22 protein-coding genes are annotated in these 26,274 nt (G+C 45.5%); 8 read left to right on the forward strand and 14 right to left on the reverse strand.

Going from position 1 to position 26,274, the window contains the following annotated elements:
* The first annotated feature begins 48 nt into the window (after window positions 1-48).
* The gene (locus ACHFJ9_RS01805) at window positions 49-696 is read left to right on the forward strand and encodes an AcfA family outer membrane beta-barrel protein (protein WP_258642149.1); all 648 of its coding nucleotides are present in this window, start codon (window positions 49-51) and stop codon (window positions 694-696) included.
* Between the two features lie 15 nt (window positions 697-711).
* Window positions 712-1,047, forward strand: a complete 336-nt coding sequence (locus tag ACHFJ9_RS01810; protein ID WP_005398145.1) for a NirD/YgiW/YdeI family stress tolerance protein — start codon at window positions 712-714, stop codon at window positions 1,045-1,047.
* Between the two features lie 77 nt (window positions 1,048-1,124).
* Here ACHFJ9_RS01810 and yegS read toward each other — a convergent pair whose 3' ends face one another.
* The 11 genes from yegS to ACHFJ9_RS01865 form a co-directional block, all read right to left on the reverse strand.
* Window positions 1,125-2,027 (reverse strand): lipid kinase YegS, encoded by a 903-nt coding sequence (yegS, locus tag ACHFJ9_RS01815; RefSeq protein ID WP_048624961.1) that lies wholly within the window; start codon window positions 2,025-2,027, stop codon window positions 1,125-1,127.
* Window positions 2,028-2,035: 8 nt separating this feature from the next.
* A complete protein-coding gene (locus tag ACHFJ9_RS01820; RefSeq protein WP_374093560.1) occupies window positions 2,036-2,941 on the reverse strand; it encodes a LysR family transcriptional regulator in 906 nt (301 codons plus the stop codon).
* Between the two features lie 173 nt (window positions 2,942-3,114).
* The gene (locus ACHFJ9_RS01825; protein ID WP_124007808.1) at window positions 3,115-3,540 is read right to left on the reverse strand and encodes a bifunctional diaminohydroxyphosphoribosylaminopyrimidine deaminase/5-amino-6-(5-phosphoribosylamino)uracil reductase RibD; all 426 of its coding nucleotides are present in this window, start codon (window positions 3,538-3,540) and stop codon (window positions 3,115-3,117) included.
* A 49-nt stretch (window positions 3,541-3,589) separates the two neighbouring features.
* Window positions 3,590-4,906, reverse strand: coding sequence for a BatD family protein (locus tag ACHFJ9_RS01830; RefSeq protein WP_395354972.1), 1,317 nt, complete (start codon window positions 4,904-4,906; stop codon window positions 3,590-3,592).
* A complete protein-coding gene (locus ACHFJ9_RS01835; RefSeq protein ID WP_395354974.1) occupies window positions 4,903-6,633 on the reverse strand; it encodes a VWA domain-containing protein in 1,731 nt (576 codons plus the stop codon). The genes ACHFJ9_RS01830 and ACHFJ9_RS01835 overlap by 4 nt, the downstream gene beginning before the upstream one ends.
* A complete protein-coding gene (locus tag ACHFJ9_RS01840) occupies window positions 6,626-7,696 on the reverse strand; it encodes a vWA domain-containing protein (RefSeq protein ID WP_005477545.1) in 1,071 nt (356 codons plus the stop codon). The genes ACHFJ9_RS01835 and ACHFJ9_RS01840 overlap by 8 nt, the downstream gene beginning before the upstream one ends.
* Window positions 7,689-8,267, reverse strand: coding sequence for a DUF4381 domain-containing protein (locus ACHFJ9_RS01845; RefSeq protein WP_074190588.1), 579 nt, complete (start codon window positions 8,265-8,267; stop codon window positions 7,689-7,691). Before ACHFJ9_RS01845 ends, ACHFJ9_RS01840 begins: the two co-directional genes overlap by 8 nt.
* Window positions 8,268-9,230, reverse strand: a complete 963-nt coding sequence (locus ACHFJ9_RS01850; RefSeq protein WP_074190587.1) for a DUF58 domain-containing protein — start codon at window positions 9,228-9,230, stop codon at window positions 8,268-8,270. It lies immediately after the preceding gene.
* 12 nt (window positions 9,231-9,242) lie between these two features.
* Window positions 9,243-10,226, reverse strand: a complete 984-nt coding sequence (locus ACHFJ9_RS01855) for a MoxR family ATPase (protein WP_074190586.1) — start codon at window positions 10,224-10,226, stop codon at window positions 9,243-9,245.
* 85 nt (window positions 10,227-10,311) lie between these two features.
* Entirely contained in the window at window positions 10,312-11,613 is a 1,302-nt protein-coding gene (locus ACHFJ9_RS01860) for an anaerobic sulfatase maturase (protein WP_256898719.1), read from the reverse strand.
* Window positions 11,614-11,728: 115 nt separating this feature from the next.
* Window positions 11,729-13,255, reverse strand: a complete 1,527-nt coding sequence (locus tag ACHFJ9_RS01865; RefSeq protein ID WP_170892605.1) for an arylsulfatase — start codon at window positions 13,253-13,255, stop codon at window positions 11,729-11,731.
* A 140-nt stretch (window positions 13,256-13,395) separates the two neighbouring features.
* Between ACHFJ9_RS01865 and ACHFJ9_RS01870 the strand changes: the two genes are divergently transcribed.
* Window positions 13,396-14,253, forward strand: a complete 858-nt coding sequence (locus ACHFJ9_RS01870; RefSeq protein WP_269043672.1) for a LysR family transcriptional regulator — start codon at window positions 13,396-13,398, stop codon at window positions 14,251-14,253.
* Between the two features lie 123 nt (window positions 14,254-14,376).
* On the opposite strand, the gene ACHFJ9_RS01875 is transcribed toward ACHFJ9_RS01870, so the two are convergent.
* Complete coding sequence (locus tag ACHFJ9_RS01875; RefSeq protein WP_046875994.1) at window positions 14,377-15,924, reverse strand: arylsulfatase; 1,548 nt, start codon at window positions 15,922-15,924, stop codon at window positions 14,377-14,379.
* Between the two features lie 330 nt (window positions 15,925-16,254).
* On the opposite strand from ACHFJ9_RS01875, the gene ACHFJ9_RS01880 reads away from it, so the two are divergent.
* The 3 genes from ACHFJ9_RS01880 (at window position 16,255) to ACHFJ9_RS01890 (ending at window position 19,280) form a co-directional block, all read left to right on the forward strand.
* Window positions 16,255-16,626, forward strand: a complete 372-nt coding sequence (locus ACHFJ9_RS01880) for a winged helix-turn-helix domain-containing protein (protein ID WP_395193842.1) — start codon at window positions 16,255-16,257, stop codon at window positions 16,624-16,626.
* A gap of 89 nt (window positions 16,627-16,715) precedes the next feature.
* Complete coding sequence (locus ACHFJ9_RS01885) at window positions 16,716-19,070, forward strand: fatty acid cis/trans isomerase (RefSeq protein ID WP_395354978.1); 2,355 nt, start codon at window positions 16,716-16,718, stop codon at window positions 19,068-19,070.
* Window positions 19,071-19,088: 18 nt separating this feature from the next.
* Window positions 19,089-19,280, forward strand: a complete 192-nt coding sequence (locus ACHFJ9_RS01890) for a hypothetical protein (RefSeq protein WP_005376565.1) — start codon at window positions 19,089-19,091, stop codon at window positions 19,278-19,280.
* Between the two features lie 49 nt (window positions 19,281-19,329).
* On the opposite strand, the gene torS is transcribed toward ACHFJ9_RS01890, so the two are convergent.
* Window positions 19,330-22,293 (reverse strand): TMAO reductase system sensor histidine kinase/response regulator TorS, encoded by a 2,964-nt coding sequence (gene torS, locus ACHFJ9_RS01895; RefSeq protein ID WP_395354981.1) that lies wholly within the window; start codon window positions 22,291-22,293, stop codon window positions 19,330-19,332.
* An 88-nt stretch (window positions 22,294-22,381) separates the two neighbouring features.
* On the opposite strand from torS, the gene torT reads away from it, so the two are divergent.
* Together torT and ACHFJ9_RS01905 are read left to right on the forward strand one after the other, a co-directional pair.
* Window positions 22,382-23,386, forward strand: coding sequence for a TMAO reductase system periplasmic protein TorT (gene torT / locus ACHFJ9_RS01900; protein ID WP_048624953.1), 1,005 nt, complete (start codon window positions 22,382-22,384; stop codon window positions 23,384-23,386).
* 64 nt (window positions 23,387-23,450) lie between these two features.
* Window positions 23,451-23,906, forward strand: coding sequence for a methylglyoxal synthase (locus ACHFJ9_RS01905; RefSeq protein WP_005376571.1), 456 nt, complete (start codon window positions 23,451-23,453; stop codon window positions 23,904-23,906).
* Window positions 23,907-23,983: 77 nt separating this feature from the next.
* Here ACHFJ9_RS01905 and helD read toward each other — a convergent pair whose 3' ends face one another.
* Window positions 23,984-26,053, reverse strand: a complete 2,070-nt coding sequence (helD, locus tag ACHFJ9_RS01910; RefSeq protein ID WP_256936507.1) for a DNA helicase IV — start codon at window positions 26,051-26,053, stop codon at window positions 23,984-23,986.
* Window positions 26,054-26,274: the final 221 nt, after the last annotated feature.

The following is a 26,274-nucleotide window of genomic DNA, read 5'->3' on the forward strand; positions in this document are numbered from 1 at the left end:
ACAAAATGCGCTTCTACTCACTAAGTTGATTTGAAGAGGCAAAATAAAATGAACAAAACACTTCTTGCGTTACTTGTTACCTGCTCAGTTTCGGTATCTGCGGCTCCTTATGTAGGTCTGGAATATGGACTAGGCACCACTGACCATGATTTGGAACCTCACTTTTCAACTGACAACGTAACACTCAACCCTGAGCTTGAAGACGGTATTTTCTCAGGCTTTGTCGGTTACGCATTTAATGACAACTGGGCATTGGAACTGGGTTACAGCCAGTTTGACCTTGATGATAGTCGTTCAAAAAACCTAGGTATCAAGTCAATCGATGGCAAAGATTACCATCATGAAATGGATTGGGATGCGTCAATCAAAGCCAAGCAAGTGTCGCTGTCTCCAGTGTTTAGCTATGCATTAAATGACAAATGGACAACAAAATTCAAAGCGGGTCTAACGTACACGCAATACGACACCAAAGTTTCGAAACATCAAGAATACGAGCTTGTCGCGAACGACGATGTGGAAATGAACAACACGCTTTTCCACAACACAGAGAAAAACAACGAGCTAGGCGCAATGTTCTCAGTGGGTGCGGAATACCGAATTTTCCCGCAGTTCACCATTGGTGCAAACGCAAAATATCAACTAGACAACTACGCAAACACGGCATCCTTTAACGTAGGCACAACTTACTACTTCTAATTTAAGGGGACGATAATGAAAAAAATGATTTTAGCATCCATGTTTGCCCTACTTTCAAGCTCAGCTTTCGCCGCATTTAATGGTCCAGAAGTAAGCGTAATTAATTCGGTGAAAGAGGCGCACAACGCAACCGACGACAGCGCCGTCATGTTAACCGGGCACATTGTTCAATCTCTTGGTAACGAGACTTACTTGTTCAAAGATGAGACTGGTGAAATCGAAGTGGAAATCGACAATGAAGATTGGATGGGGTTAGACGTTGGTCCAAACGATAAAGTGACGATTCGAGGCGAAGTTGACTCAGAGTGGACAACCACGCAGATCGACGTAGAGACCATTCAAAAGCTTTAATTCGCCTGACACCTCAACACAAACAACACAGCCACATATTGGAGGCTGTGTTGTTTATGGGCCGTGAAACTACTCGTTTAGCTGGTCAAGCAAGGACAATCTTGCGGCAAGACTAATCGTATACTCTTAGGCTGAACATCAAACCGTATTGTTCTCGAATGATATGGTTCGCCATCTAAATTGAGCGGAAGTGGATTTGGGAAGTCTATCTCCAACCAGCTTGCTCTTGTGTGTTTTACAAACTCACCTTTCTCGCTAGGATTATTGATCTCTTCGATAACTTTTGGCAGCTCATGAGGTAAGAATGGACGCACCAGTGTTAGATCCATCAAGCCATCATTAATCATCGCTTTCGACGCTAACTCTTGCCCACCTCCAGCTAAGCGACCATTGCAGAAAGCGCCAAGCAACATTTCTCCCTGATAAGCCCCGCCTTCAATTGTTATTGTTCCGTCATAAGGTTTAAAGCCGAGGGCTTTTACAACACCAGTTAGTGTATAAGCGCCGCCACCAAGAAAGTTTTTAAGTTCAACAGGCGTTTCTGCCGTAACTTCTGCGCCAAACCCTGCTGTTGCCACGTTAATAAAGTAGCGATCGTTAGCCTTGACACAATCGACCAAAGCAGACTGCCCTTCTACGGCGAGAGATAAAGACGCCTTGATAGAAGCTGGCACTTGAATCGCGGTGGCAAAATCATTTGCGGTACCAAGAGGGATAATGGCTAACTCAGGGCGTTTTTCTTCTTCAATTTGGATAATCGCAGAAGCCGCCTCATTGACGGTCCCATCGCCACCAGCGACAACAATACGTTCAATCCCTTCATCAACCGCTTCTTTCACCAAGCGCGGCATGTCTTGAGATTCCCAAGTCACTCGCACTTGCACATCGACGCCCTTGTCTCTCATTTTCATGATTGCATCTCTTAACTCTGGGTTCCCAGCTTTTTTGCCGTTAAGGATGGCACGTATTGTTTTCTTCATTGCACTTCCTATTGGTTGATGGTTTTCCCTGCTTGTTTAATCTGTGATCGCAACCATTGATGGGCACTGTCGTTTGTCCGACTAGGATGCCATATTGTGCAGAGCTCATAGGTTTGTTCATCAAATGGCATAGATAAAGATTTAACATGATAGGTGTGGTTGAACAAGTTGATCATCGACTCGGGCATTAAACCAATATATTCACTACCGCAGATAACAGGTAGCATTTCCAACACGCCAGAAGCTCGATACTTTATCTTTCTTTTGTCCAAGTCGACAATATCATCGGCGTTTAACAAGCTCTTACGACTCTGCCACTGCGAAACCACCACATGTTCTTCTTCAAAAAATTGTTCAGCCGTAATCTCGTCCTTTAAGCGTGGGTGCTCCTCGCTAGACACCACCACCAAGCGCTCAGTAAGCACAGTTTCAACTTTTAAAACTGTTCGTGCTCTTGGCGCGATATCAATGATCAAGTCGTAACGTTGCAAACGCAGATCGCTTTCAAAATCTTCTGTAAAGAGTGGATGAACCTCTAAAGCAATATGTGGTGCCAACTCACGGATCTGTTTCATAACTTGAGGGAGCAACTCAAAACTTGCAACAGAGACACAAGCAATGGAAAACACTCGATTCGACACTTTAGGGTCAAATTCGCTAGAAGCCGTCAGAGTTGAAGTAAAGTTTTGCACCGAAGTAAGCAGCGCAGGGTAAATATCCATAGCAAAAGAGGTAGGTTCTACCCCCTTGGTACAGCGATGAAATAAAGGTTCGTCATAAATATCACGAAGGCGTGCCAACGCTTTGCTGACTGCGGGCTGCGTGATGCTGAGACGTGCTGCTGCTTTAGATAAGTTCCCCTCTTCATAAATGGCAATAAAGATGGGGATAAGATTCAGATCGGTCGGTTTCATGCTATTAAATTTTTCGAAAATCACTTTCTCTATTTTAATCTAACAGCATGATAGTTAACGTAGCCAAGTACAAGAAATGGGCGGTACGACCTGTTTTAATGAGTTTTAACTCAATTTTGACGTGCTCCATTCACCGCATAAGTGAGCAGCTACCGTGCAAGCCAAAGCTTACATTAAGATTTGCCTAAATATGGGGTAAGAAACTCGCTGACTTCCTCGCCGCATAAACCAATTTCTACCTCAATACCGGCTTGTTTTAGAATCTCGATACCTCGACCACTGTTGCGCGGATCTGGATCCAACATGGCTACGACGACTTTGCCAATACCGGATTTTACTAATGTCACCGCGCAAGCTGACGTGCGACCTACAAACGAACACGGTTCTAGCGTAACGTATGCCGTCACCGATTCTAACGAGCCTTGATATGCATTCAGCGCTTCTACTTCCGCGTGGTTGCCACCAATAGCTTGAGTATGACCTTCTGAAACGATTTGGTTGTCTTTCACTAACACGCAGCCAACCGGCGGGTTGGGTTGACATTCAGGAAGCGCATTTTTGGACACTTCCAATGCGCGGCGCATAAACTCTTGGCTCATTTGAACTCTATTCTCTAATAAAAACGAGGCGCTATATTAGCGCCCCGTTTTATTCATTGCCATCTCTTCCAATGACTTTGTCCAGTTCTGGTAACGCTCGCGGTATACGGAATTTAAAACGTTGTTGTTTGGTCTGGATCTTGCGCCACATCGACTTCATTAAATGAGCGCTATTTTCACCATTTTGCATTCGCGACGCACTTTTTTGCCACGATTCACTCGTATCGGCTTTGGTCATTTCCAGCTCTGCCGTATTTAAACGCAATTGTTTGTACAATACGGTCCTTGCTTCAGACCAACGTTTAGCCTTTAACAAACGGTGGAACGTCAACCATGTTGGTGTGGGTCTGTTGCGGTAGTAACGTTTAATGGCTACCAATGAAACAGCCACAAAGCCCAGCAATACAAGCGTGGAAACAATCCATGCAAAGTACGTTTTGATGAAGGATTTCAACGTGTGCTTCGCGGCAAATGTTTTGCCCTCTAACACCACCGTTTCCACTTGCTGAGTCTTACTGTTCCACCAACGGAACTCATAATCTGGCAGGGTTAATTCACCACCTTGTTGAATCACGTACACGCTCTCTTCTGTGCGTGTTGACTGGTAATCACCACGTGTTTGCGTATCTGTAAGACGGTGCGGTTGAGGATACGCTTGGTAACGGGTTGTTGATTCTCCTTTCAACAAGTCTGGTAGCAACACAGATAGCGAATCTTGAGCTGAAATGGTGATTTTACGCGTGATTGCATCCCCAACTTTGAGTGACTCAGTGGAGGTTTCCCACTCTTGTTTTACGTCTACGTGCGTTGCAGAAAACCAAGGCGTGTCACCGCTCAACAATCCCGATGGCAAGACAGTTTTGAACTTAATCGGCTGCGTGTAAAGGGTACCTGACACCTTCTCGCCGTCCGGTGCTGACACCTGAACGCCCACTGCGACAGGTGGAATCACAAAATCACCAGATGCTTGTGGATACAAAGTCACTTCCCAGCGTTGACGCGACCAAGTTTGTCCGCCCTTGTGCTCCGTGAAGTTAGTGGCTAACTGATTACGCTGTTTGGCGATAACATTGGGCATTTCAATACTGCCAATTCGCGTCCCACCCGTAAACCAGCGCGGCGTTGCCACTTCGATGGTTAAAATGACTTGCTCGTTGACACTAAAACTTGGCGTTTTACGCTTTTCCCCAGCCGTTGGTTGTTGACCGACCCACGCTTGCAACTCAACACCATGATTGCGTTGAAGATCGTAAATATCCTGAGCGAAAACGTGACGACTTACGAACAGACTCAAACAAACCACTAACCATGCCACTATCCTTGCAGGAAGTGCAAAAGAGGTCACGCGATGGGCATTCATCATCATTGGGCAGCCTCCTCTGTATTGTGTTCCGTTGTCGTAGTTGAGTTACCCGTTGTTGGCGAGCGTAATTGAATTTGAAATTTAGCGCGTAAGAAATACTTCGGATCCGCTTCGACTCGCTTTAGCCACTTGTCGGCTAATTCTTGGCTACCTAAGATGTCGTCTGCGCTTAACGTCTCTTTAATCATCAACTCTGCTGACGTTTGTTCATCCGCTCCTTCTGCGGTTTGAGGGTTGTCGCCTAGCTCGGTTGACGCCTCTTGCTCTGTTCCTGCTTGACTCTCACTCATCTGATTTATCTCATCGACGATGCCAGCAATCACTTTCAAGTTGTGCTCAACATCAGGTCTTAACGACTCGCTCAACGTTGGCTTACTGGCTAGGGATTTTAACAAGTCACGAGCAGCCAAATATTCACGCTGACGCGCCAATGCGCTCGCCGCATTGTAAAGACCGTAATCTCTAACCTCTTCGGACGGGTCGTTTTGCATTTCCAAAAACGCACTGTGCGCGAGCTCAAACTCGCTAGCGTAGTAGTACGCCGTGCCTTTGCGTAATGGATCGACAAAGTGTTTTGCAGCTTCTAAATACGCTTGTTGGTTGAACAAACGCTGTCCTTGTTGGTCTGGCGTCAGCCACAAATCCCACCACCATTGCGCCACCTTGTCGAAGGTCGTCACTTTTTGCACAACTTGTGGCTGTTCGGCTTTAACAGAAATGTTCTCTGCCATTGCACTGGTCGGCATCAACAGTGTAGCGCTCACCATTGCAATCACGCACCACTGCACTAACCACCCTTTTCTAAACCACAGCATCATGATCAACGCGATTGGGAACAGCAGTTGATAACCCATGTCTTTCCAAGGCATTGAAGATTCGCCATTAAGCTGCATATTGCGCTCAACGTATCGATTCAGTTGTTCGATATCACTGTTATCGACCGTCACTTCCACCAACCGACCGTTGGTCTGGCTGGCCAGTTTTTGCAGAGAATCCAAATCCATCGGGTTGTTACTCACGATGTCTGTATTCCCCGCAGCAAGAATTAACAGTTGATAAGGTTTGCCTGCAAAATACGCTTGGTATTGCTTAATCGTGGCCGGGTTCACGCCGTCGCTCACCAACAAAACGGTGGAGCCTGGTTGAGCTTGCAATTGTTGATCAATTAACGGCAAGGCTTTTTCAGCAAGCTTACCTTGCACGGGCATGATTTCTGGCGTAATGGCCGCCAAGAATGGGTCAAATACTTTGCTGTCTTGAGTCACAGGCATCGCCACATGAGCACTGCCCGCAAACACGACTAAACCCGTTTTTCCGCCTTTTCCCGCAACTAACAAATCGCGTATTTTCTGTTTGGAACGCTCAAGGCGGCTTGGTGGGAGATCTTTTTGCAGCATCGAGTCGCTGTTATCAAGCACCACAAGCAGAGAGGCTTTATCTTCACCAAAGGGGGAAGATTCACGTTGCCACGTTGGGCCTGCACAAATCACAATGGCGATTAGCACAATCAGCATCAAGAGCTTAAGCGGCAGTTGCTTGCGCCAACCTCGCTCACCTATCGTCAAAGCATTGCGTAAATGTTCGGGAAGAATATCCTTCCAGCTTGGTTTGCTTTCTTCTCGCCAGCGCAACCACACCAAGAAAAACATGGGGATCAAAGCCAGTAACCACAGCGGTCGGATAAAATGAAACTGCGTAAAGAATTGCGTCCAACTAAGAGAATCAAACATCGCTCTCTCCTAATGATGATCGTGTTGCAGCCCTTCTTTTGAGTGTCGCGACGCTGAACGCGAGTAAATGCATGATGACCACTAACGCCATCAAGTAATGGTGAAGACTTTGTTTTGGGCGGTATGTGGTGCTTTCGTAAAGTTGAGGTTCCAGTTTGCCAATCTCGTCGTAGGCAGCCGACAGTTCATCACGGTTGAGAGCTTCAAACGCTTCACCGCCGGATTCTTTTGCAATGCGATGAATCGTGTCCATATCCAACGCGGTTTCACCTATCGTTTCAGGATCACCCATCGCAATCACGTGCACTCGCACGCCTTTGGCTTTCGCAACTTTCGCCGCATCAATCGGTTCGACAAAGCTGCCCGTGTCGTTACCATCGGTTAATACAATCGCGACTTTTTCACGGTTTTGATCTTGTTCTAAAGCACCACGCGACTTATCGCTTTGCTCAAAAACTTTAATCGCTAAGCCAATCGCATCACCAAGATGGGTACTCTGCCCGGCCATCGCCACATCGGTTTGGTTAAGCAGTTCGAGCCACACTTTTTGGTCTGCGGTAAATGGCGTTTGCACAAAAGCGGCATCACCAAAAAGAACCAAGCCTAATCGGTCACCTTTACGAGACTGAACAAACTCCGTCAGCACTTCTTTTGCCGCATCAAGGCGAGAAATTTTTTCACCTGTACGAGAGGTGAAATCAGGCTCAGCCATGGAACCCGAAAGATCCACCACGACCATCACATCGCGCCCTAAACTCTCGCGAACTTGAGGCTCGCCTAACACAGTGGGTTTTGCCATCGCACACACCACCAAAAGCCATGAGAGAATTAACGTTGCTCGTTGCCACCAGCTTGGGGTTAACTGGCTTGCACCTTCTGACGGCGTCTCGCCAATCGCTTCCACCAACTGACTAAAAAACGGCACTTTGATCGCCATTTGCTTAGTGCGATATGCAGGCACCAAGTAGTACACCACCAATGGCAGCGGCAAAATCAGAAACCACATTGGGTGAGCAAATTCAAAACCAGACAAACCAGTTAGCGATGCAAGAAGATCATTCATGTTGACCTCCCTGATTTGCTTTGCGTTTCAATAATGGAGATTTCTTTGCCGCGCTTTTTTGAGCATCACAGCGGTGTTCACTCACCCAGTTTTTCGCACGAGCAATAAGCGTTACTCGCTCTTCGTTGGTTAGCATAACGCTTGGGTCAACAATACTTTGTAGCCAGCGCTTTGAAAGCTCATCGTTAAAGACCACTTGCGAGTTTGCTAGAGAATCTCCGGTTTGCGGATATAGCGCATCGAGCTTGCGCAAAAAGGCGGTATCAAACAATTTCGCGTTACGGCTATCAACATGAATCAACACAATTTTAAGCACAGAGAACAATGCTTTAGGCATGCCTTTGTCGCTCGGTTTGATTTGCGAAATCGTCAACAGAGCTTCTTGTCGGTAGCGGTTACACCACCATTGTTGAGCCAAGCGATACGCGACATACACCAATGCAATGAGCGCAACCGCCGCTAAAATTTTCCAGCCAATAGTTTGCGGATACCAACTCACGCTTGGTGGCACGGCCACATCATGTAGCTCTCTGAGTATGTAGGTACTCGGAGGCGTAGGAACACCACTCATTTAACGTCCCCCTACCAGTTTTTGAAATTGTTTAATGTGCTCGCCTGTCGTATCGAGTTCGATGTGCGGAAGGTGTTTCATCGCCATAAGTTGAGAGAGTGATTGTCGCTGTAAGCTAGTTCGAGCCTCAAGCTTTGCGCTCGCGGCTTCTACCTTTGCTTTGCTGTCTAAATTGAGTTGATACTGCCCATCACCAACCACCCATTTCGATTTTGCCAAATCGTCTGGTAGCGCTTGTTCTAATGGGTCACTGACCATCACTGCGAGAACATCGTTGTGCTGTTGTAGCTGTTTAAGGTGGTCAAGGTGGTGCTCCTCGCAGTCGCTCCAGTCGCTGATAAAAATCAATGTGGATTGTTTGAGCTTCATGCGTTTAATGAGCTCAATCCATTGACTGAACGTCACTTTTTCGGAATTGCGAGAGTCCACATTGAGCGATTGATTGGCTTTAGCGAGACGCTTAAGTTGAGCCAGAAGATCGTTTTGCGAACGCTGCGCCTTGCTGTGAAACAACGCCTGTTGGGATGCAATGACAAAACCAATTCGGTCGCCATCTTTTAACACACGCCACCCGCACATGGCCGCGATTTCTGCCGCGACAACCGATTTCATGACTTGTGTCGAAGCAAAAAACATTGCGCTGCGCTGGTCGACACACACGATCACGTTGCGATCTTTTTCTTCGGTGTAGCTGCGCACGTGCGGCTTGCCTGTGCGCATCGTGACTTTCCAATCCAGGTTACGAATGTCGTCACCCAATTGATAATGACGCAGCTCTTCGAAGTTCAATCCACGACCGCGAAACAGCGAATTGTGGCGGCCTGAGAGTACGCTACCCGCTTTTAGATGAGGAAGTAAACTGAATGAGTCTGCCTGTGCTTGCAGACGTACTAAGCGAGCGTAATCGCAGTACAAACGGGGATCCATCCCCTGTGATTTTGGCGCAAGAGTTGGCTTAGCCATAATGCCTCCCGCTTATCCAATTTCTACACAATCTAGCAGCTCTTGCACGACGCGTTGGTGATCGACTCCGTCTGCTAGTGCATCGTAGGTCAAAGAAAAACGGTGGCCCAGTACAGACGGAACCATGGCTCGCACATCGTCAGGAGTGACATGGTCACGTCCTTGCATCCACGCATACGCACGAGCGCATTTGTCTAGTGCGATGGAAGCACGAGGACTAGAGCCAATCTCAATCCATTTTGCTAAGTTTGAATCGGCATAACGCTCTGGCTTACGAGTCGCCATCACTAACGCGACGATGTAGTTTTCCACTAGATCTGACACAACAATATCAGGTAGTTGACGACGTGCTTCTAGCACCACGTCAGGTTCGATGTGTTTTGGCGTAATAATTTCGCTGCTGGTTTCCGCACCTAATTCTTCACTGCGCACCAAACGAATGATGTCACGTTCAGCGTCGTCTTCTGGGTAATCGACGGTAACCTTCATGATAAAACGGTCCATTTGCGCTTCTGGCAGCGGGTACGTGCCCTCTTGTTCTACTGGGTTTTGCGTTGCAAGCACCATAAATAAGTCTGGCAATACGTGAGTTTTATCGCCTACCGTAATTGTGCCTTCGGCCATGGCTTCAAGCAGTGCCGCTTGTACTTTGGCTGGCGCACGGTTGACCTCATCGGCAAGCACTATACTGTTAAAAATTGGCCCTGGTTGAAAATGAAGTTGCGGCTTGCCATCCAACTCTTGATAAACCTCGGTCCCCGTCACGTCCGATGGCAAAAGATCCGGCGTAAACTGGATTCGACCAAAACTTGTGTTTAGCAAGTTCGCCAACGATTTTACAGAACGTGTTTTTGCCGTTCCCGGCAAACCTTCTAGAAGAATGTGCCCGTTCGTTAATAACCCGATGACTAAAGCTCGAACCACGTGGCTTTGTCCAATGACGCTTTTTTCTGTTTGTTCGATGAGTTCTTTTATCGCTTGTTGTGCGTGGTTCATAGGGTACCTTTTCAGTGGTTTAAGCCGTCTTTTCAATAGTTAAGTATAAGAACAAATGAAATAACTTAAGGTTATATTCACTATGTTATCTTTGCGGTTCTTCAGATTGGAGAAGCTGTGCAAGACCAACCAACATCGGTAACGCGTAATCAAAGAACATTTTGATTCCCGAACACAGATAGTTTAGTCCAGCCTCGCCATTCGGCGTTTTGATCAGACGGTTTTTCGGACACTCGCCCCAGCAATAAGGCAAGTAGGGACACTGCTTACAATACGTCGGCAAAGATTCGCGTTTTGCCATGCCAAAGGTGTATTGTCGTGTAGAGAAGGCCATGTCACTCAATGAGTGTTTATGAATGTTGGCGAGTTTGTATTCAGGGTACACATAGTGGTCGCAACTGAACACGTCGCCATTGTGCTCAATCGCCAAGCCTTTGCCACAAAACTCAGCTGTCACGCAAAGCTGAGACGGTTTCCCCATTACTTGCGCTACCGCGGTTTCAAACAGGTTAACCAGTACACGGCCAAGATCGTTATTCACCCATTCTTCAAAGGTCGCCATTAAAAAGCGTCCCCAGTCTTCAGGATCAACCGACCAATCCGTCACAACAGACATTGGGTGACCCGGTTTCGCCAGATCACTGCCTTTGGTTGGGATCATCTGTTCGTTCCAAAACTGCGGTGCGGTTGTTTGGAAGTCGTTCGCTTCTACCACCGGTGCAAACTGAATGTAAGTCACACCCAATTCTTGGGTTAAAAATCGATACACTTCGAGCGGGTATTTCGCATTGTGACGATTCACCGTGACCAACGCGTTGAATTTCACGCCATGCGCTTTGAGCTTATCTACCGCTTTCATCACCAGATCAAACGTCGGCTTACCGCTGCGGGTTTTGCGATATTTGTCGTGCAGCTCTCGTGGCCCATCAATCGACAAGCCAACTAGGAAGTTGTGCTCTTTTAAAAACGCGCACCACTCATCGTTTAGCAAAATGCCGTTGGTCTGAAGGTCGTTTTCAATGCGAACGCCTTTCGGCTGATGTTTCTTTTGCAGAGCTACAACATTGCGGAAATAGTCCAACCCAAGTAGCGTTGGCTCACCGCCCTGCCATGAGAAAACAATTTCTTCGCCATCCTGACTTTCGATGTAGCTTTTCACGAACGCTTCCAATGTTGCGTCGTCCATTTTTGGCTGCTTTTCTTGGTGCAGTAGATTTTCTTTATGCAGATAAAAGCAGTACTGACAATCGATATTGCATTTTGCTCCGCCTGGCTTTGCCATCACATGGAATCGACGATCGTACGCACCCGGAACCGGTGCTTTAGACGCCGTTTTAAGAGGAACAATAGGCATGGTAGTAGAATGGCGAGGGGAAATTTTACTCATACGTTTCTCACTATTTAATATACCCAAATAACCTCGTAATCACATTTCAGCAGGAATTGAAGCTATTTGGGTATATAGCGCTCCGAAAAGCGCTATGGATTATCGATGTTCTTTATTACTTAGAAGACTTAGGTACGAATGAACCTGCTTCCATGCGAGGTGGGAACTCTTTAAACGTACCCATTACCTCTTTCACTTTCTCTACCGCTGGCATCATTAGGAATGAACGCTCGTACATCCAACGAGAGTAACCCATACCTTGGTCACCACGTTCGAATGGGTCGATACTCAAGTCGAAGATCAATGGAACACGAAGTTTAGTAAACGGCTTGCGCCATACATCCATGCCTGTTTCATTCTCTTGAATCATAAAGTGGAACTTGTACTTTCCTTGGCGTAATGCCACAAGATCACCGTCATCGCTCCAGTAAACGAATTCGTTACGAGCAGATTTGTCTGACTTACCCGTTAGATATGGCAGTTGGTTGTAACCATCTAGGTGAACTTTATAGTCCATATCACCAACTTTCTTACCTTTTAGTAATTCATCTTTAACTTTGGTGTCACCCGCTGCAGCAACCAATGTCGGGAAGAAATCCTCTAATGACATCATGCCGTTGAACGTTTTACCTGCTTCGATGTTTCCAGGCCATTTAATCAACATCGGCACACGGAAACTGCCTTCCCAGCCAGTGTTTTTCTCAGAGCGGAATGGTGTCATCCCTGCATCAGGCCACAAATCAACCATAGGGCCGTTGTCAGTGGTGTAAACAATGATTGTATTGTCATCCACACCCAACTCTTTGATCTTGTTAAGTAGGTGACCAATTTGATCATCGTGCTGCTTCACGCCATCTGCATAAAAACCAGCGCCTGTTTTACCTTTATAATCATCAGGTACGTGCGTGAAGTTGTGCATGCGAGTGGTGTTAAACCAAGTAAAGAACGGCTTATCTGCTTTTACTTGTTTTTCTATGAAGGTTTCCGCAGCATCAAGGAATTCACCGTCAACATTTTCCATACGCTTACGCGTAAGTGGACCGGTATCTTCAATTTTACCGTCAGCGTAAGAGTGGATTACGCCACGAGGGCCAAATTTCTTCTTGAACTCTGGATCTTTAGGATAATCCACGTTCTCTGGCTCTTCTTCCGCGTTCAAGTGATATAGGTTGCCGAAAAACTCATCAAAACCGTGGTTGGTAGGAAGGTGTTCGTCTCGGTCGCCTAAATGGTTCTTACCAAATTGTCCGGTTGCATAACCCATTTGCTTAAGCACGGTTGCAATCGTTGGATCTTTTTCCGAGATACCTTGCGGAGCGCCTGGTAAGCCCACTTTTGATAGACCAGTACGTTTTGGCATTTGACCAGTAATGAATGCAGAACGGCCTGCTGTCGAACTTTGCTGTGCGTAGAAGTTAGTGAACTTCGCACCTTCTTTAGCAATGCTATCGATGTTCGGCGTGTTGTACGCCATCATGCCTTGGTTGTAGGTACTAAGGTTCCAGTAACCAACATCATCACCAAAGATGACAAGAATGTTGGGTTTGTCCGCTGCGTGTGCAACTGCAGATGCAGCGCCTAATGCTAACGTACATGCGTTAAGTACGAGTTTTTTACTGCTCGTTTTGGTCGCATTTTTCATATTATCTCCAAGAGTTCGCTAGTGCGTAAAAATGGTATTCGCTTTTCAATACCATTGTTGATATAAGATAAAGCACTAATTTCAGGCGATAAATGCAGTCAGAATTAGTTAACCTATAAATTAAATTTATGAGTAACGTTATGGACTTGAATTTGATCCAAACTTTTCTTGTTGTCGCGGAGTTCCAATCTTATACAAAAGCCGCGGAACAATTGGGGCTTACGCAACCTGCTGTGAGCGCTGCAATAAAGCGTTTAGAACAAGTGGTCGATAAGCAATTATTTGTCAAAAAAGGGCGAGGAATCGCACTAACATCCACCGCCTATCAACTGCTACCACAATTCCAGCAAGCGGTTAATATCATTGATAATGCGATATCCGATAAGAATCATTTTGAAGTGTGTTGTTCCGAAATTTTATTGCACATTATGGACCCGATAAAGAACACTATTTTTTATGAATCGCCACCCGAAAAGTTCTTATTATTTGAGCTTCTAAGACAACAAAAAGTCGATCTTGTCATTGATACTGTTATCACAAAAGATGCCGCATTTATTATTGAAGATGCCTACGAAGAAGAGGCGGTGATTATCTGTCGTGAGAATCATCCCCGCGTGCAAGGCTCGCTCTCAAAAGAACAGTTTTATGAGGAAACTCACTGTTTATTTTCAGGGAAATGGAACAACATGTCGGGGTTCGAGCAGCTAGCAAAGGAAACAATTCAAGAAAGAAAAGTCGACTTGATCACATCTTCGCTAGCGGGCATGGCGCTGTATGTCGCCCAAAGAGATAGTTTAGGGATCGTTTCTCAATCTTTTGCAAACAAGTGGAGAAAAGCGCTCAAACTTCAAATTTTGTCCTGCCCCATTTCGATACGCTCTATCCCTTACAAGTTCGTCTACCATAAGCGAGAGGTAAACAACCCTGCTCATATTGCGCTACGTGAAAAAATTAAAGCCAACTTAACGGCAGCCCACTACGAGCCTGTTTCCTTATAGTGCTTGTTGATTCGCATTTTCTTTGCCATTCGTTGCTCTGAAAGCTTTTATTAGACGGAAAAAAGAGGCTCATATGAGCCTCTTTTCTATATGGTTGCATCGTATTGCTTACGTAGCACTAACCTACTTATTTGGGTTCTCTTTTAATTTCTCCATCACCTGATCGAGCGAGAAGCTTGCCGCTTTTTGCCTTGGTGGGAACTCTTTAAACGTTTCGAGGAATCGTCCTACGTAAGCTTGGGCAGGAACCAGCATATAAGCACGGTCTAGCATCCAATCATAGTAGGTGTTGGAAGTGATATCAGCCACTTCGTAAGGGTCCATACGTAAGTTGAAGATCTTAGGAACTCGAAGTGTAGTGAATGGTTCCGCCCAAATGCGCAGCGTACCTTTTGCTCGTTGCTCCATAAAAACCAGTTTCCACTTGTTATAACGAAGTGCGGTTAAGTCTCCATCATCCGAGAAGTAAAAAATCTCTTCACGCGGTGCTTTCTCTTCTTTGCCAGTTAAATATGGCAGGAAGTTGTAACCATCGAGATGCACTTTGAATTTCTTACCATTCGCACTATAGCCTTTGAGTAATTTCTCTTTGATACTGTCATCACCCGCGGCAGCAACGAAAGTTGGCATCCAGTCCATGTGATGCATGATATCATTCGAGACAGAGCCAGCTTTAATTTTACCCGGCCAACGTACCATCGCAGGGACTCGATATGCACCTTCCCAGTTGGTATTTTTCTCTCCACGGAATGGCGTTGTACCTGCATCTGGCCATGAGTTCATGTGTGGACCATTATCGGTTGAATAAAAGACTATCGTGTTGTCTTTTATGCCCAAATCGTCCACTTTTTTCAGTAGTTGGCCGACATGATTATCATGCTCAACCATACCATCTGCATACTCACTGATGCCTGTTTTTCCCGAGTTCTCTTCTTTCACGTGGGTACGGAAATGCATACGCGTTGCGTTCCACCAGACGAAGAAAGGTTTTTCAGCTTTGACGGCACGATCCATAAAATCGAGAGCCGCATCCAACGTCTCTTCATCCACGGTTTCCATACGCTTGCGAGTCAGAGGCCCGGTGTCCTCGATTTTGCCGTCAGCGTATGAGCGAATAACGCCTCGTGGACCAAACTTTTTACGAAATTCTGGATCTTTAGGGTAATCGACGTTTTCTGGTTCTTCCTCGGCGTTCAAGTGATAAAGGTTGCCAAAAAATTCATCGAAGCCGTGGTTAGTAGGCAGGTGTTCGTCTTTGTCGCCTAAATGATTTTTACCAAATTGACCCGTCATATAGCCCATCGGCTTCAACATTTCGGCAATGGTGGCATCTTCTTCCTTCAAGCCAAGATCCGCGCCAGGAAGCCCTACTTTACTTAAACCCGTTCTAAGGACGGTCTGGCCGGTGATAAAAGTAGAACGACCCGCAGTACAAGATTGTTCACCGTAATAATCCGTGAACATCATGCCCTCTTTCGCGATGCTGTCTATATTTGGTGTTTTGTATCCCATCAAGCCGAAGGTGTAAGCACTGAGATTGGACTGGCCAATATCATCACCCCAAATGACGAGAATGTTAGGTTTCTCTGCCGCGATACTGCTACTTGTCGCGCCAATTAAGGCGGCAGCAAGAATCGCTAATCGACGTTTTACGCCATATTTCGCTGTCATATAAACCTCTGTGTGTATTAGAAAAGAGCTTCCTGCAACAGAATGTATAGTCTAGAAATAGTGGATAAGCGAATCTTAGAAATAAGAACTTTAGATACATTAACAGCTGCTCTAGTCCCCAAAATAGCTGATTATTTGCTTTAGAAATTGTGGTAATACCTATTGATTTGGCGGTTTAAATTGGTGCTCTTTCCGTCGTAGAGTTATTTCTTCCATATCAGAATTTTGATATGACTCCGACATATTGCATTACAAATAAAATACAGCATTGATCTCACGCCAACATTAATGATAATAGTTTTTACTATCATTAATAATTGAAATGCCAATATGTTTGAGTCTACCCTTTCGTCTGCTCCTAAGACGTCAGCTTCCGATAACGGTCTCAATAATGAATATGAGCTCGTACTGGATAAGCACAGCCATACTGTGATGATAAATCGTCCGTCAGACAAAAAGTTTGTTCAGCTCACAAGCGTTCAATTCGAGTTGCTCCGTACTCTGACTCATTATCAAGATCAAGTACTTAGCAAATCTTTCCTTTATGAAACGGTACTGAAGCGCACGTTCTCAGAGCATGACCGCGCACTCGATATGCACATTAGTAGAATAAGAAAACGACTGGTTAGCGAAGGGATTAACGCGGATCGAATTCAGACCGTTCATCGACAAGGTTATGTATTTAAGCATGCGAAAAAGTAAAGAAATCGCGGCGAATTGCTCCAACTTTTGGTAATTGACCGCTTATTTTGCTTTAATTAATGCAAATTCTAATCACGTAAAATAACTCAATGAATTTGCGCTTAATTTTTATACTTTGCATTGCTATATTGTTTGCTGGCTGTGCAACCTATGCGGGCCTTAACTATGACCAACTGTTTGGTCCACAGCTCGTTCGTGAGCGTACGGCGGACGTAGCTACACCTCAAGCAAACTTCTTCCAAAGCGAAGTCAAACCCATTATGGATAACCGCTGTGTCGTCTGTCATGCGTGCTACGATGCACCATGTCAGCTTAAGCTTTCTTCCGTTGAGGGTATTGACCGTGGCGCGAGCAAAGCACTTGTATATGAAGGAACAAGACTTACTGCCGCCGCGCCAACACGCTTATTCGAAGATGCAGAAACAACCCAAGAGTGGCGCGATGCGGGTTTTCATCCGGTACTTAACGAACGTGATCAGAGCATGGCGGCCAACATTGATGCAGGCCTCATTGCACGTTTGCTACAACAAAAAGAACGCCACCCGCTGCCTGATCAAGTCCAGTTAGAAGGTTTTGATTTTTCGATAGATCGAGAACAAACCTGTCCAACAATTGAAGAGTACGAACAGTACGAAAAAGATAACCCAACCTGGGGAATGCCTTTTGGTATGCCAAACCTATCAAACAGTGAATACCACACACTGATGACTTGGCTGGAAAACGGCGCGATAATGAACGTTCACCAACCAATTAGTGAACAAGAGCAAGCTCAAATCGACAAGTATGAAACTTTGCTCAATCGCGCTGATCTAAAAAATCAACTGATGGCTCGCTATATTTACGAGCATTTGTTTTTGTCTCACCTCTACTTTTCAGAACTCACTGAAGATCCTCGATTCTTTACGTTAGTTCGTTCTTCTACTCCACCGGGGCAACCAGTAAAACGTATTTCAACACGTCGCCCGTACGATGATCCCGGGGTTGAGCGCGTGTTTTATCGAATTATTCCAGAACAAGGGACGATTGTAGATAAAACACACATGCCGTTCGCGTTAAACAAGCAACGTATTGAAAACTGGAACACTTGGTTTATCGATGCGGATTACACGGTTAATCAACTACCGAGTTATGAACCTGAAGTTGCTGCAAACCCGATGACATCATTTATCGATCTTCCGGTTAAATCACGCTTCAAGTTTATGTTGGACAATGCGCAAAACACGATCATGGCTTACATTAAAGGGCCTGTTTGTCGTGGCCAACTTGCACTGAATGTTATCAATGATCGCTTTTGGATATTCTTTCTAGATCCAGATAAAGCAGATATCCCTGAAGTAAATGAGTTTTACCGCTCTCAGGCTGATAACCTAAGACTGCCAGCAGAGCAGGAAAGCAACACTCTGCCTGTTACCAACTGGGTTAAATACGCGCGTCAGCAAGCTCGCTACCTAGAAGCCAAGTCTGAATTTACCAATAACTGGTTTAAGGAAGGCGAAAACCTATCCACCGACGTAATTTGGGACGGTAATGGCACCAACCACAATGCGGCATTAACGATTTTCCGCCACTTTGACAGCGCATCTGTCGTACAAGGGTTAGTTGGCGAGCAGCCGAAAACGGTATGGATTCTTGACTACGCGTTACTAGAACGCATCCACTATTTGCTCGTTGCCGGGTTTGATGTGTATGGCAACTTCGGCCACCAACTCATGACACGAATGTTCATGGACTTTTTGCGTCTGGAAGGCGAAAGTAACTTTATCTCGTTGCTACCAACCGATATGCGTCATGAACTGCAATCAAGCTGGTATAAAGATCAAAGTCCACAGTTAAGTGACTTTTTACAACGCAACGTGAAGCCATTTAACCAACCAACCAGCGTCGAGTACAAAACTGACGATCCAAAAACAGAGTTAGTCGAGTTGCTTAGAGAACGAGTTTCAGATGTTCTTCTTCCGCGCTACGAGGTTAAAGATACTGAGCTTTCTGCTCAAAGTGAAAAACAGCTCCAACGTATTGGCCAAGTTCGTGGAGAAGGCCTGAAAACCGTTCCGCAAATCACTATGCTTATGGTGAGAAGCCAGTCTGGAAAAGATGAGTTATTCACCCTACTTCACAATAATGCACACACGAATATTTCTAGCTTGTTTGATGAAGCAAGCAACCGCGACTTTGCTAACGATGATATGACCATCGTACGTGGCGTTGTGGGAAGCTACCCAGCGGCATTTTTCTCGATCAACGAAAATCAAGTAAAAGAATTTGTCGATCAATTTAGTGCCATCCAAAATGAATCCGATTACGTTAAGTTGTTGGATAATTTTGCGATTCGCAGAAGCTCAGAAAAATTCTGGCCGTTTAGCGATCGTCTGCACAATTGGTACCGTACAAAACAACCGATCGAATTTGGATTACTTGACTATAATCGTTTTGAGAATCGATGATGATTTAAGGGGGTTCTCATGGGTATCCGAGATAACATTGCCGCTCTTGAACAACAGATTTACGTTGCTTGTTCTGAGGGAGACTACGAAACGGTCAACATGCTTGAGCATCAACTCGAATACTTGCGTGGCAAAGTGGAGCATCCTTTTGATGACGACCCTTATGCCCTAGACACTCGATTCGAGTGGGAAGATGACATGACCGAATAGAAAAAACCTCCGGCTTGCCGGAGGTTTTTGTTTTTGGGATGCAATTGATTTACTTCGCCATCAACTCATCAAGAGCTTGAATTGATTCAGACACTTGAGACACCAATTGATCTTTAGTCGCCATGTAGGTATCTAAAGGTTGAGGCGCAGCTTCAATTGCTTGGCAAGAGTTCATTAATGCCGTAAGCCCTAAACTCCCTGCGCTGCCTTTTAGTTTGTGAGCAAGGTTCTTCACTTCTTTACTGTCATTACCACCAGCAGACGCTTGCAGCTTGCTTAGTACATCGGCACTGGTCGTTCTAAACAGATTAATGATGTGCAACATCTTCTCTCTGCCCAAGATTTTCATATCGGACTCAATCACGCTCGGGTTAATGATGACCACATCTGATTCCTCTGTTTTAGGGACTTGAATAACCTTTGATTGTATCGCTTGTTCTTGAGGCGAAGTTTGATCAAACGGGGTACAGTCGGCATTTTGTGGCAACAACAACGGTTTTCCATCCAGCACATCCTGAATCAATGCCGCTAGAGCTTCTTTTGCCAATGGTTTAGGTAAATACCCGTCAAAACCTGCAGCTAAATAGCGCTCAACTTCTTCGGCAAAAACGTGCGCAGACACTGCGATCATAGGCGTAGCGGCAAGGGCTTTATTGGCTGGTTTGTTACATTCAATTTGTTTCAAACGTTGGATTAACTCGGTTCCATCACAGTCTGGCAAGTTGATGTCGACTAAAGCGATATCAAAATCCTGCGTGCTGATCAGTTGCTCTGCTTGTGAGCCGTTTTCTGCCATCACGACCTGGTGGCCCATGCTTTCTAAAAAGCCTTCCGCAACCACTCGGTTTACTTCATTGTCTTCTACCAACAAGACTTTCGCTTTCACTTTGCAGCGCGCGGTTGCCACTGCACCGGTTTCAACAGGTTCACTTTCCTCTAATGGAATGGAGAACCAGAATCGACTGCCATGTCCTTCTTCAGAATCGACTTCTAAAATGCCGCCCATCGCTTCAATGATTCGTTTACTGATGGCAAGGCCAAGCCCCGTTCCTCCAGTTTGACTCATCCCACCTTCGGCTTGCGTGAAGGCATCAAACAACGTTCTCTGATCTTTTTTGGCAATACCTATCCCGGTATCTGATACTTCGAATAGGACTTGCGACTCATCCTCTGGGTTGAGGCTAACATAGATATCAATTTCACCTTCGTCAGTAAATTTAATCGCGTTTCCGACGAGGTTGTTCAGCACCTGACTGATTCTGGTGACATCCCCTTTCCAATAACGACTTACATCACTTTCAATATGATAGGAAAACAACAGCTTCTTCTCTTGAGCTCGACTGTTCATCAACTGGAAAGTGTCTTCAACCATTTGGTGTAAATCGAAGCCCATGTGGCGAATCTCTAAATGCCCTGCTTCAATCTTGGAGTAGTCCAGCACATCATTCAGAATCGCGAGCAACGTTTTACCACTGCGGTTGATGATTTCCGCATAACGCTTTTGAATGGGGTTGAGGCCGGAGTCAATCAACAAACGTGCCGTTCCGAGCACCCCATTCATCGGCGTTCTGATCTCATGGCTCATGGTCGCCAAGAATGCTGATTTAGCTCGACTCGCTTGCTCTGCTTGCTTACGAGCTTTCGCGTGATTCAAAACCTCTTCATTCAAACGGCGGTTCGCTTGTTTTAACTGCGAAGTACGTTGCTCAACGAGCTCTTCCAAATGCTCTTTGTGCTCTTCGAGCTCTCGCTTGGCTTGAGCTTCTCCCTCTGCGACCACTTTTAGCGCTTGCGCTGTATTTCGAGCCGTGATGATAGCTTGCCCCATATGCGCTAGCTCATCTTTGCCTTTTACCTCCAGCTCGACGGCTAAGTTACCCTGCGCCACAGAAAGCAGCGCGGCAGAGTACTCTGCCAATCGCTTAACCACAGAAAGGTATACAACACGCCATAAAATCAGCACCAACACAATCAAACCAACAATTGAAATCACCGTTAGAGACCACTGAGCGAATTTCAGCGTGCTCGTCAATTCATCCACAGCGACGGTTGTCGTTTTGTTTGAATCATCAACCAACTTGTTTACGGTACCATTCAGCTCCGAAAACAATTCCAGTGTCTTTTGCATCAGTTGTTGAGATTGTTCGTTATTCTCATACTGCTGCATCAAAATAGTGAACACGACCTGACGCTTACCGAGCTCTGTTAGTAGTTGGCTCATTTGTTTGGAGCGAGTGGGATCTTCTACGGCAAGCACACGGCGCTTCATGATTTTGAGATTACTTTCAAAATCACTTTGCACCTGCTGGATTCGCTCAATATTGGTTAATGTGCGAGCTTCTTCAATTTGATTCAGCATTTTAAAAGCCAATAAGTGCAGCTCATGCAATCGCTCTGTCAGATCTAGATCCACTTCCACCAGCGCATCTAGTGCCTGATAAACTTGCGATTTTTTATTCGATTCTAATAAGTCATAGATATGTGTGACGTTAGCAACGGCAATGGTGCTCGTGTTCTGAACTTGCGTCCGAGTTAGCTGTTCCAACTCTTCACTCAGTAAGCGCATCTCTTCGACACGAGTATCAATCTCTTTTGCCAGCCACAGCTTTCTTTCAACCGAAACACCAAGTTCTGCCAAGTTGTCGATAACGTTCTGGACGTTATTCTCGAGATCTTCTAGCAATTGAGAATCAAACGACTCACTCCCCAGCTCTTTGATATGAGTAAGCAATGATTCGAGCTGTTCGAAAAGCACACGCCCAGACTCTTTTCTTTCCTGCTCGTTTCTTGCGTTTGATAACAGTTGTACAGACGAAATGATGCGAGTACTCAACTCAGAGACTTGCCTCGCTTCAATCATGGCGGGAATTGCAGAATCCACGACATTTCTTTCCGTCTTGGCAACTAAAGAAAATCCAGACACACCAATAAGTGCCGATAACATAACCAGCATTGCCATCGCAATGAAAGACAACAAGAGTTTACGACCGATGCTTGCGGTTGCTAGCAACATATTTTCATGACCTTAATGTTCGTGTTCAGCGACATATTACGTTATATTTTGCAGTGTTTACTTAATCTATGCCAACGAACTTCATTTCATGGTTAAAAATCAACACGCATTTCGCACAATTTTCAAACATTCAGCAGTCACATTAGCCCTCGTCGCTTCTTTACCAGTGGTTGCAGCAGAAAAAGTATGTGCCATTTACCCTCACCTAAAGGATTCATACTGGTTATCAGTAAACTATGGAATGGTGTCCGAAGCGAAAAAAGAAGGCGTCGAGCTGAGAGTCCTTGAAGCCGGCGGCTATCCAAACAAAACGCGTCAAGAGCAACAACTCGCACTGTGCAGCCAATGGGGAGCAGATGCGATTGTTCTTGGGACAGTGGACCCACAGGCCTATGAACATTCGCTTAAGAATTGGGTCGGAAACATTCCTGTCTTTGCTACTGTAAACCAACTCGATCTGGATGAAGAGCAAAGTGAGCTGTTAAAAGGTACGGTCGGTGTTGACTGGCACTGGATGGGATACGAAGCGGGAAAATATCTGGCTGCTCGCCATCCAAAGGGATCAGGAAAAACAAACATTGCCTTGCTTTTGGGGCCGCGTACTCGTGGAGGCACGAAGCCCGTGACTGCCGGATTTTATGAAGCGATCCAAGGAAGTGATATCAACATCGTTGACTCGTTTTGGGCAGACAACGACAAAGAGTTACAGCGTAACCTGGTTCAACGTGTGATTGATATGGGAAATATAGATTATATCGTTGGCAGCGCGGTTGCGATTGAAGCCGCTATCAGTGAACTGCGTAGCGCAGGCAAAGCTGAGGAGATCGGCTTGGTTTCTGTGTACTTAAGTCACGGTGTTTACCGAGGCCTATTGCGTAACAAAGTACTCTTCGCGCCAACAGATAAAATGGTGCAGCAAGGCAGGCTTTCCGTCATGCAAGCAGCGCATTACTTAAGGGGAAAAGAGTATGACAAACATGCCTCACCAACGATCAAACCACTGACTCCGAAGACACTTCATGACGATACGATCGAAGAATCGTTATCTCCGTCAGAATATAGGCCGACATTCCGTGTTAAGGCTGTTGATTGAAAGACAAAAAACGTGTTCTATTGAATAACAACAATTTTAAAATCATACAAACGGAAACATCTTGATGCAAAAAACCATTCGTACCATGCCAACCCACAAACATGTGGCTTTGGTTGCCCATGACAACTGCAAACCTGAGCTACTTCGCTGGGTAAAAGAAAACAAAGAAAAACTGCAGAGTCACTTTCTTTACGCGACAGGCACAACCGGACACATGTTGAGCAAAGAAACTGGACTGGCGATTAAGAGCATGATCAGTGGCCCAATGGGCGGTGACCAACAACTTGGCGCGCTCATTTCAGAAGGTAAGATCGACGTTCTCGTTTTCTTCTGGGATCCGCTAAACGCCGTACCTCACGACCCAGACGTTAAAGCGCTTCTTCGTATTGCTAGCGTTTGGAATATTCCTGTGGCAACGAACCGAGCCACCGCTAAGTTCTTGTTTAACTCCCCACTTCTTGAGCAAGAAGTGGATATTGAAGTACCGGATTACGAAGCGTATCTTGCTGAGCGCATGTAAGCTTTGATGCCAACCGAATAACGTAAAGGCGATACTGAGTATCGCCTTTAGTGTTTCTAAAATTCAGAACTCTGCCTTCAACGCGAAGCGATGATCGGATAATCGCCATTGACGAGCTCTTGAACAAATGCGGACCCAGCGCCAGTGTGCGTAATCCAAACTTTCTCTTTCGCACGCGTAATCGCCACGTAAAACAGCCTGCGCTCTTCTGCGTGAGGGAATTTGTCTTTAGACTCGGTCAATGCACCATCAATGTGAATTTGCTTCTTCTTCGCAGGGAACTGCCCCTCATCCACAGAAAGGATAATGACAAAATCAGCCTCTCGCCCTTTACTCGCATGGCAAGTCATAAAACGAATATCGAGATTAGGAAAACGTCGCAACCAATCGTCATACAAGTCGGGCTTGTGATAATGATTACGTCCTAACAATAAGACTGACTTGGTTTGCTTGGCTTGTTGATTCAATTGATCCAAGATTTTTTCAACTTGGTTGCTCGGTGCGGTATGCACACTCTTCTGCTTACGTTGCTTGTGGCTATTTAGTGTTTTCGGCAATTGCGATGGGTTTTGCTGCACAAAAGTGTTTGCCACATCACCAATCTGATTGTTGAAACGATAAGTCGTATCTAGATGATGAACGGTAGAGTGAGCAAAGCGCTCTTTAAACCCAGTGATAAGATCGACGTCCGCACCAGCAAACTGATAGATGGCCTGCCAGTCATCACCAACCGCAAACAACGTCGCACCCGCTTGTTTCTGAGTGGATTCACACAGTGCTTCAATCAGCGCTAAACGGTCTGGAGAGATATCTTGGTACTCATCGACCATAATGAAGCGCCATGGGGAGACAAATTTCCCTTTATTTACATAATCTGTCGCACGACTGATCATGGTAGGGAAATCCACTTGATTGCTTTCTTTAAGCATTTTCTGCCACGCCGTAAAACATGGCCAACACAAGGCGAGTTCGCTGTTTAAACGAGTATAGTCTTGGTGATTTACCAACTTTTCTTGCACTTGCTTTTTGGTTAGCCCTACCGCAGCTAAGTGAGACAACTGAGAGTCTAGCCACGCGATCAGTTTTGGGTTTTCTGAGTGACTTCCTAACTCATCGTCCCCTTTTAAATAGGCAATCGGCCATTTGTCTAAATGTTTTTGCCAACGTTTAAAGTTAGTAGGCGTCATCCAATGCTTTTTCAGCCAATCTACACACCATGCCGTTCGCTGGTTGTCATCTAACGCCAACGGACTGATCTCAACAGGCTGTTGCTCAACTTGATTAAGTATATATAAGCCTAGTTGATGGAACGTATTCACACGCACACCGTCTGCGGCCATGCCTACTTTATCCACTAAACGCTCTTTCATTTCAGTCGCGGCATCACGACCGAAAGCCAGCATAAGCAACTCTTCTGCTTGAGCCTGGTGGCTTTGCAGCAAGTATGCAACTCGAGCCGTTAAAACACTGGTTTTGCCAGAGCCTGCGCCAGCAAGGACTAAGTTGTGATCATCGTTGAGCAACACCGCATATTGCTGGGATAAGTTTAAAGGCGAAGATTCTATGCGATTAAACAGCACTTCCCAATTCGGACGTTCTTCCTCAAGCCAATCACGATTACGCTCACCAAGCGTCGCAGACGTATCAATAAGCCAAGGTTCTATTTCCGCCATGCGATTCGGCATCCGCATTTTGGCTTCTTCTAGAGTGGTTTTCATTTCGCTTAACTCTTGGTTAAGACTTTCCACCCAGGAGACCACTTGAGAGTGCGATAGATAGGCAGGAAGATGCTTAAGTTTGTAGAGCTCTTCTTCCCACTTAGGTAGATACTCAGCCAGTTTTCGGCACTGAGTATTGTGCCATTCTTGATACTGACGAACAGCTTCAAGAGCAAACTTACGGCATTGTGGCCACGGTAGCCCTTGTACTAGCCAGCTTTGTTGTTTGCCTTCGTGCTCATGAGCAAAAAACTGCAAAGAGCTCCATAACAACCCACGCTTTACGCTAACTTTGCCATTCCAGATCGTAAAAGGAATATGTTCTTCACTGCCTATTGAGCTTAATAAAACACTGTTCTCTTTTATTTCGACGTGATGGTACTCATTTTGAATAAAAAACTGTGCTTTGCTAGTGGCAGTGAGCTGCATGAAACGTGCGCCTTTTAATTTAGAAGTTGTCGATTTATATCATTTTAAGGCGCCAAATTGTAGCAATGGCGAGCACCTAAGTAAGCATCTTCTTTTATTCTTTAATAAAATTCACATTACTGTCGATTTAGTAACCTAAAGCTCATTCTATTTGAAGCTGACTTTACAATTATAGACACATTGCGTGGCTGCTTTAGTATAAGTCAATGACATCCCTGTTG

This window comes from Vibrio sp. D3, from assembly GCF_043995865.1.
Taxonomy (GTDB): domain Bacteria; phylum Pseudomonadota; class Gammaproteobacteria; order Enterobacterales; family Vibrionaceae; genus Vibrio; species Vibrio diabolicus.

Excerpts from the sequence above, each read along its gene's own strand:
- ACHFJ9_RS01805 (WP_258642149.1), top strand. The coding sequence starts at position 49 with ATGAACAAAACACTTCTTGCGTTACTTGTTACCTGCTCAGTTTCGGTA.
- ACHFJ9_RS01810 (WP_005398145.1), top strand. The coding sequence starts at position 712 with ATGAAAAAAATGATTTTAGCATCCATGTTTGCCCTACTTTCAAGCTCA.
- yegS (WP_048624961.1), bottom strand. The coding sequence starts at position 2,027 with ATGAAGAAAACAATACGTGCCATCCTTAACGGCAAAAAAGCTGGGAAC.
- ACHFJ9_RS01820 (WP_374093560.1), bottom strand. The coding sequence starts at position 2,941 with ATGAAACCGACCGATCTGAATCTTATCCCCATCTTTATTGCCATTTAT.
- ACHFJ9_RS01825 (WP_124007808.1), bottom strand. The coding sequence starts at position 3,540 with ATGAGCCAAGAGTTTATGCGCCGCGCATTGGAAGTGTCCAAAAATGCG.
- ACHFJ9_RS01830 (WP_395354972.1), bottom strand. The coding sequence starts at position 4,906 with ATGATGATGAATGCCCATCGCGTGACCTCTTTTGCACTTCCTGCAAGG.
- ACHFJ9_RS01835 (WP_395354974.1), bottom strand. The coding sequence starts at position 6,633 with ATGTTTGATTCTCTTAGTTGGACGCAATTCTTTACGCAGTTTCATTTT.
- ACHFJ9_RS01840 (WP_005477545.1), bottom strand. The coding sequence starts at position 7,696 with ATGAATGATCTTCTTGCATCGCTAACTGGTTTGTCTGGTTTTGAATTT.
- ACHFJ9_RS01845 (WP_074190588.1), bottom strand. The coding sequence starts at position 8,267 with ATGAGTGGTGTTCCTACGCCTCCGAGTACCTACATACTCAGAGAGCTA.
- ACHFJ9_RS01850 (WP_074190587.1), bottom strand. The coding sequence starts at position 9,230 with ATGGCTAAGCCAACTCTTGCGCCAAAATCACAGGGGATGGATCCCCGT.
- ACHFJ9_RS01855 (WP_074190586.1), bottom strand. The coding sequence starts at position 10,226 with ATGAACCACGCACAACAAGCGATAAAAGAACTCATCGAACAAACAGAA.
- ACHFJ9_RS01860 (WP_256898719.1), bottom strand. The coding sequence starts at position 11,613 with ATGAGTAAAATTTCCCCTCGCCATTCTACTACCATGCCTATTGTTCCT.
- ACHFJ9_RS01865 (WP_170892605.1), bottom strand. The coding sequence starts at position 13,255 with ATGAAAAATGCGACCAAAACGAGCAGTAAAAAACTCGTACTTAACGCA.
- ACHFJ9_RS01870 (WP_269043672.1), top strand. The coding sequence starts at position 13,396 with ATGGACTTGAATTTGATCCAAACTTTTCTTGTTGTCGCGGAGTTCCAA.
- ACHFJ9_RS01875 (WP_046875994.1), bottom strand. The coding sequence starts at position 15,924 with ATGACAGCGAAATATGGCGTAAAACGTCGATTAGCGATTCTTGCTGCC.
- ACHFJ9_RS01880 (WP_395193842.1), top strand. The coding sequence starts at position 16,255 with ATGTTTGAGTCTACCCTTTCGTCTGCTCCTAAGACGTCAGCTTCCGAT.
- ACHFJ9_RS01885 (WP_395354978.1), top strand. The coding sequence starts at position 16,716 with ATGAATTTGCGCTTAATTTTTATACTTTGCATTGCTATATTGTTTGCT.
- ACHFJ9_RS01890 (WP_005376565.1), top strand. The coding sequence starts at position 19,089 with ATGGGTATCCGAGATAACATTGCCGCTCTTGAACAACAGATTTACGTT.
- torS (WP_395354981.1), bottom strand. The coding sequence starts at position 22,293 with ATGTTGCTAGCAACCGCAAGCATCGGTCGTAAACTCTTGTTGTCTTTC.
- torT (WP_048624953.1), top strand. The coding sequence starts at position 22,382 with ATGGTTAAAAATCAACACGCATTTCGCACAATTTTCAAACATTCAGCA.
- ACHFJ9_RS01905 (WP_005376571.1), top strand. The coding sequence starts at position 23,451 with ATGCAAAAAACCATTCGTACCATGCCAACCCACAAACATGTGGCTTTG.
- helD (WP_256936507.1), bottom strand. The coding sequence starts at position 26,053 with ATGCAGCTCACTGCCACTAGCAAAGCACAGTTTTTTATTCAAAATGAG.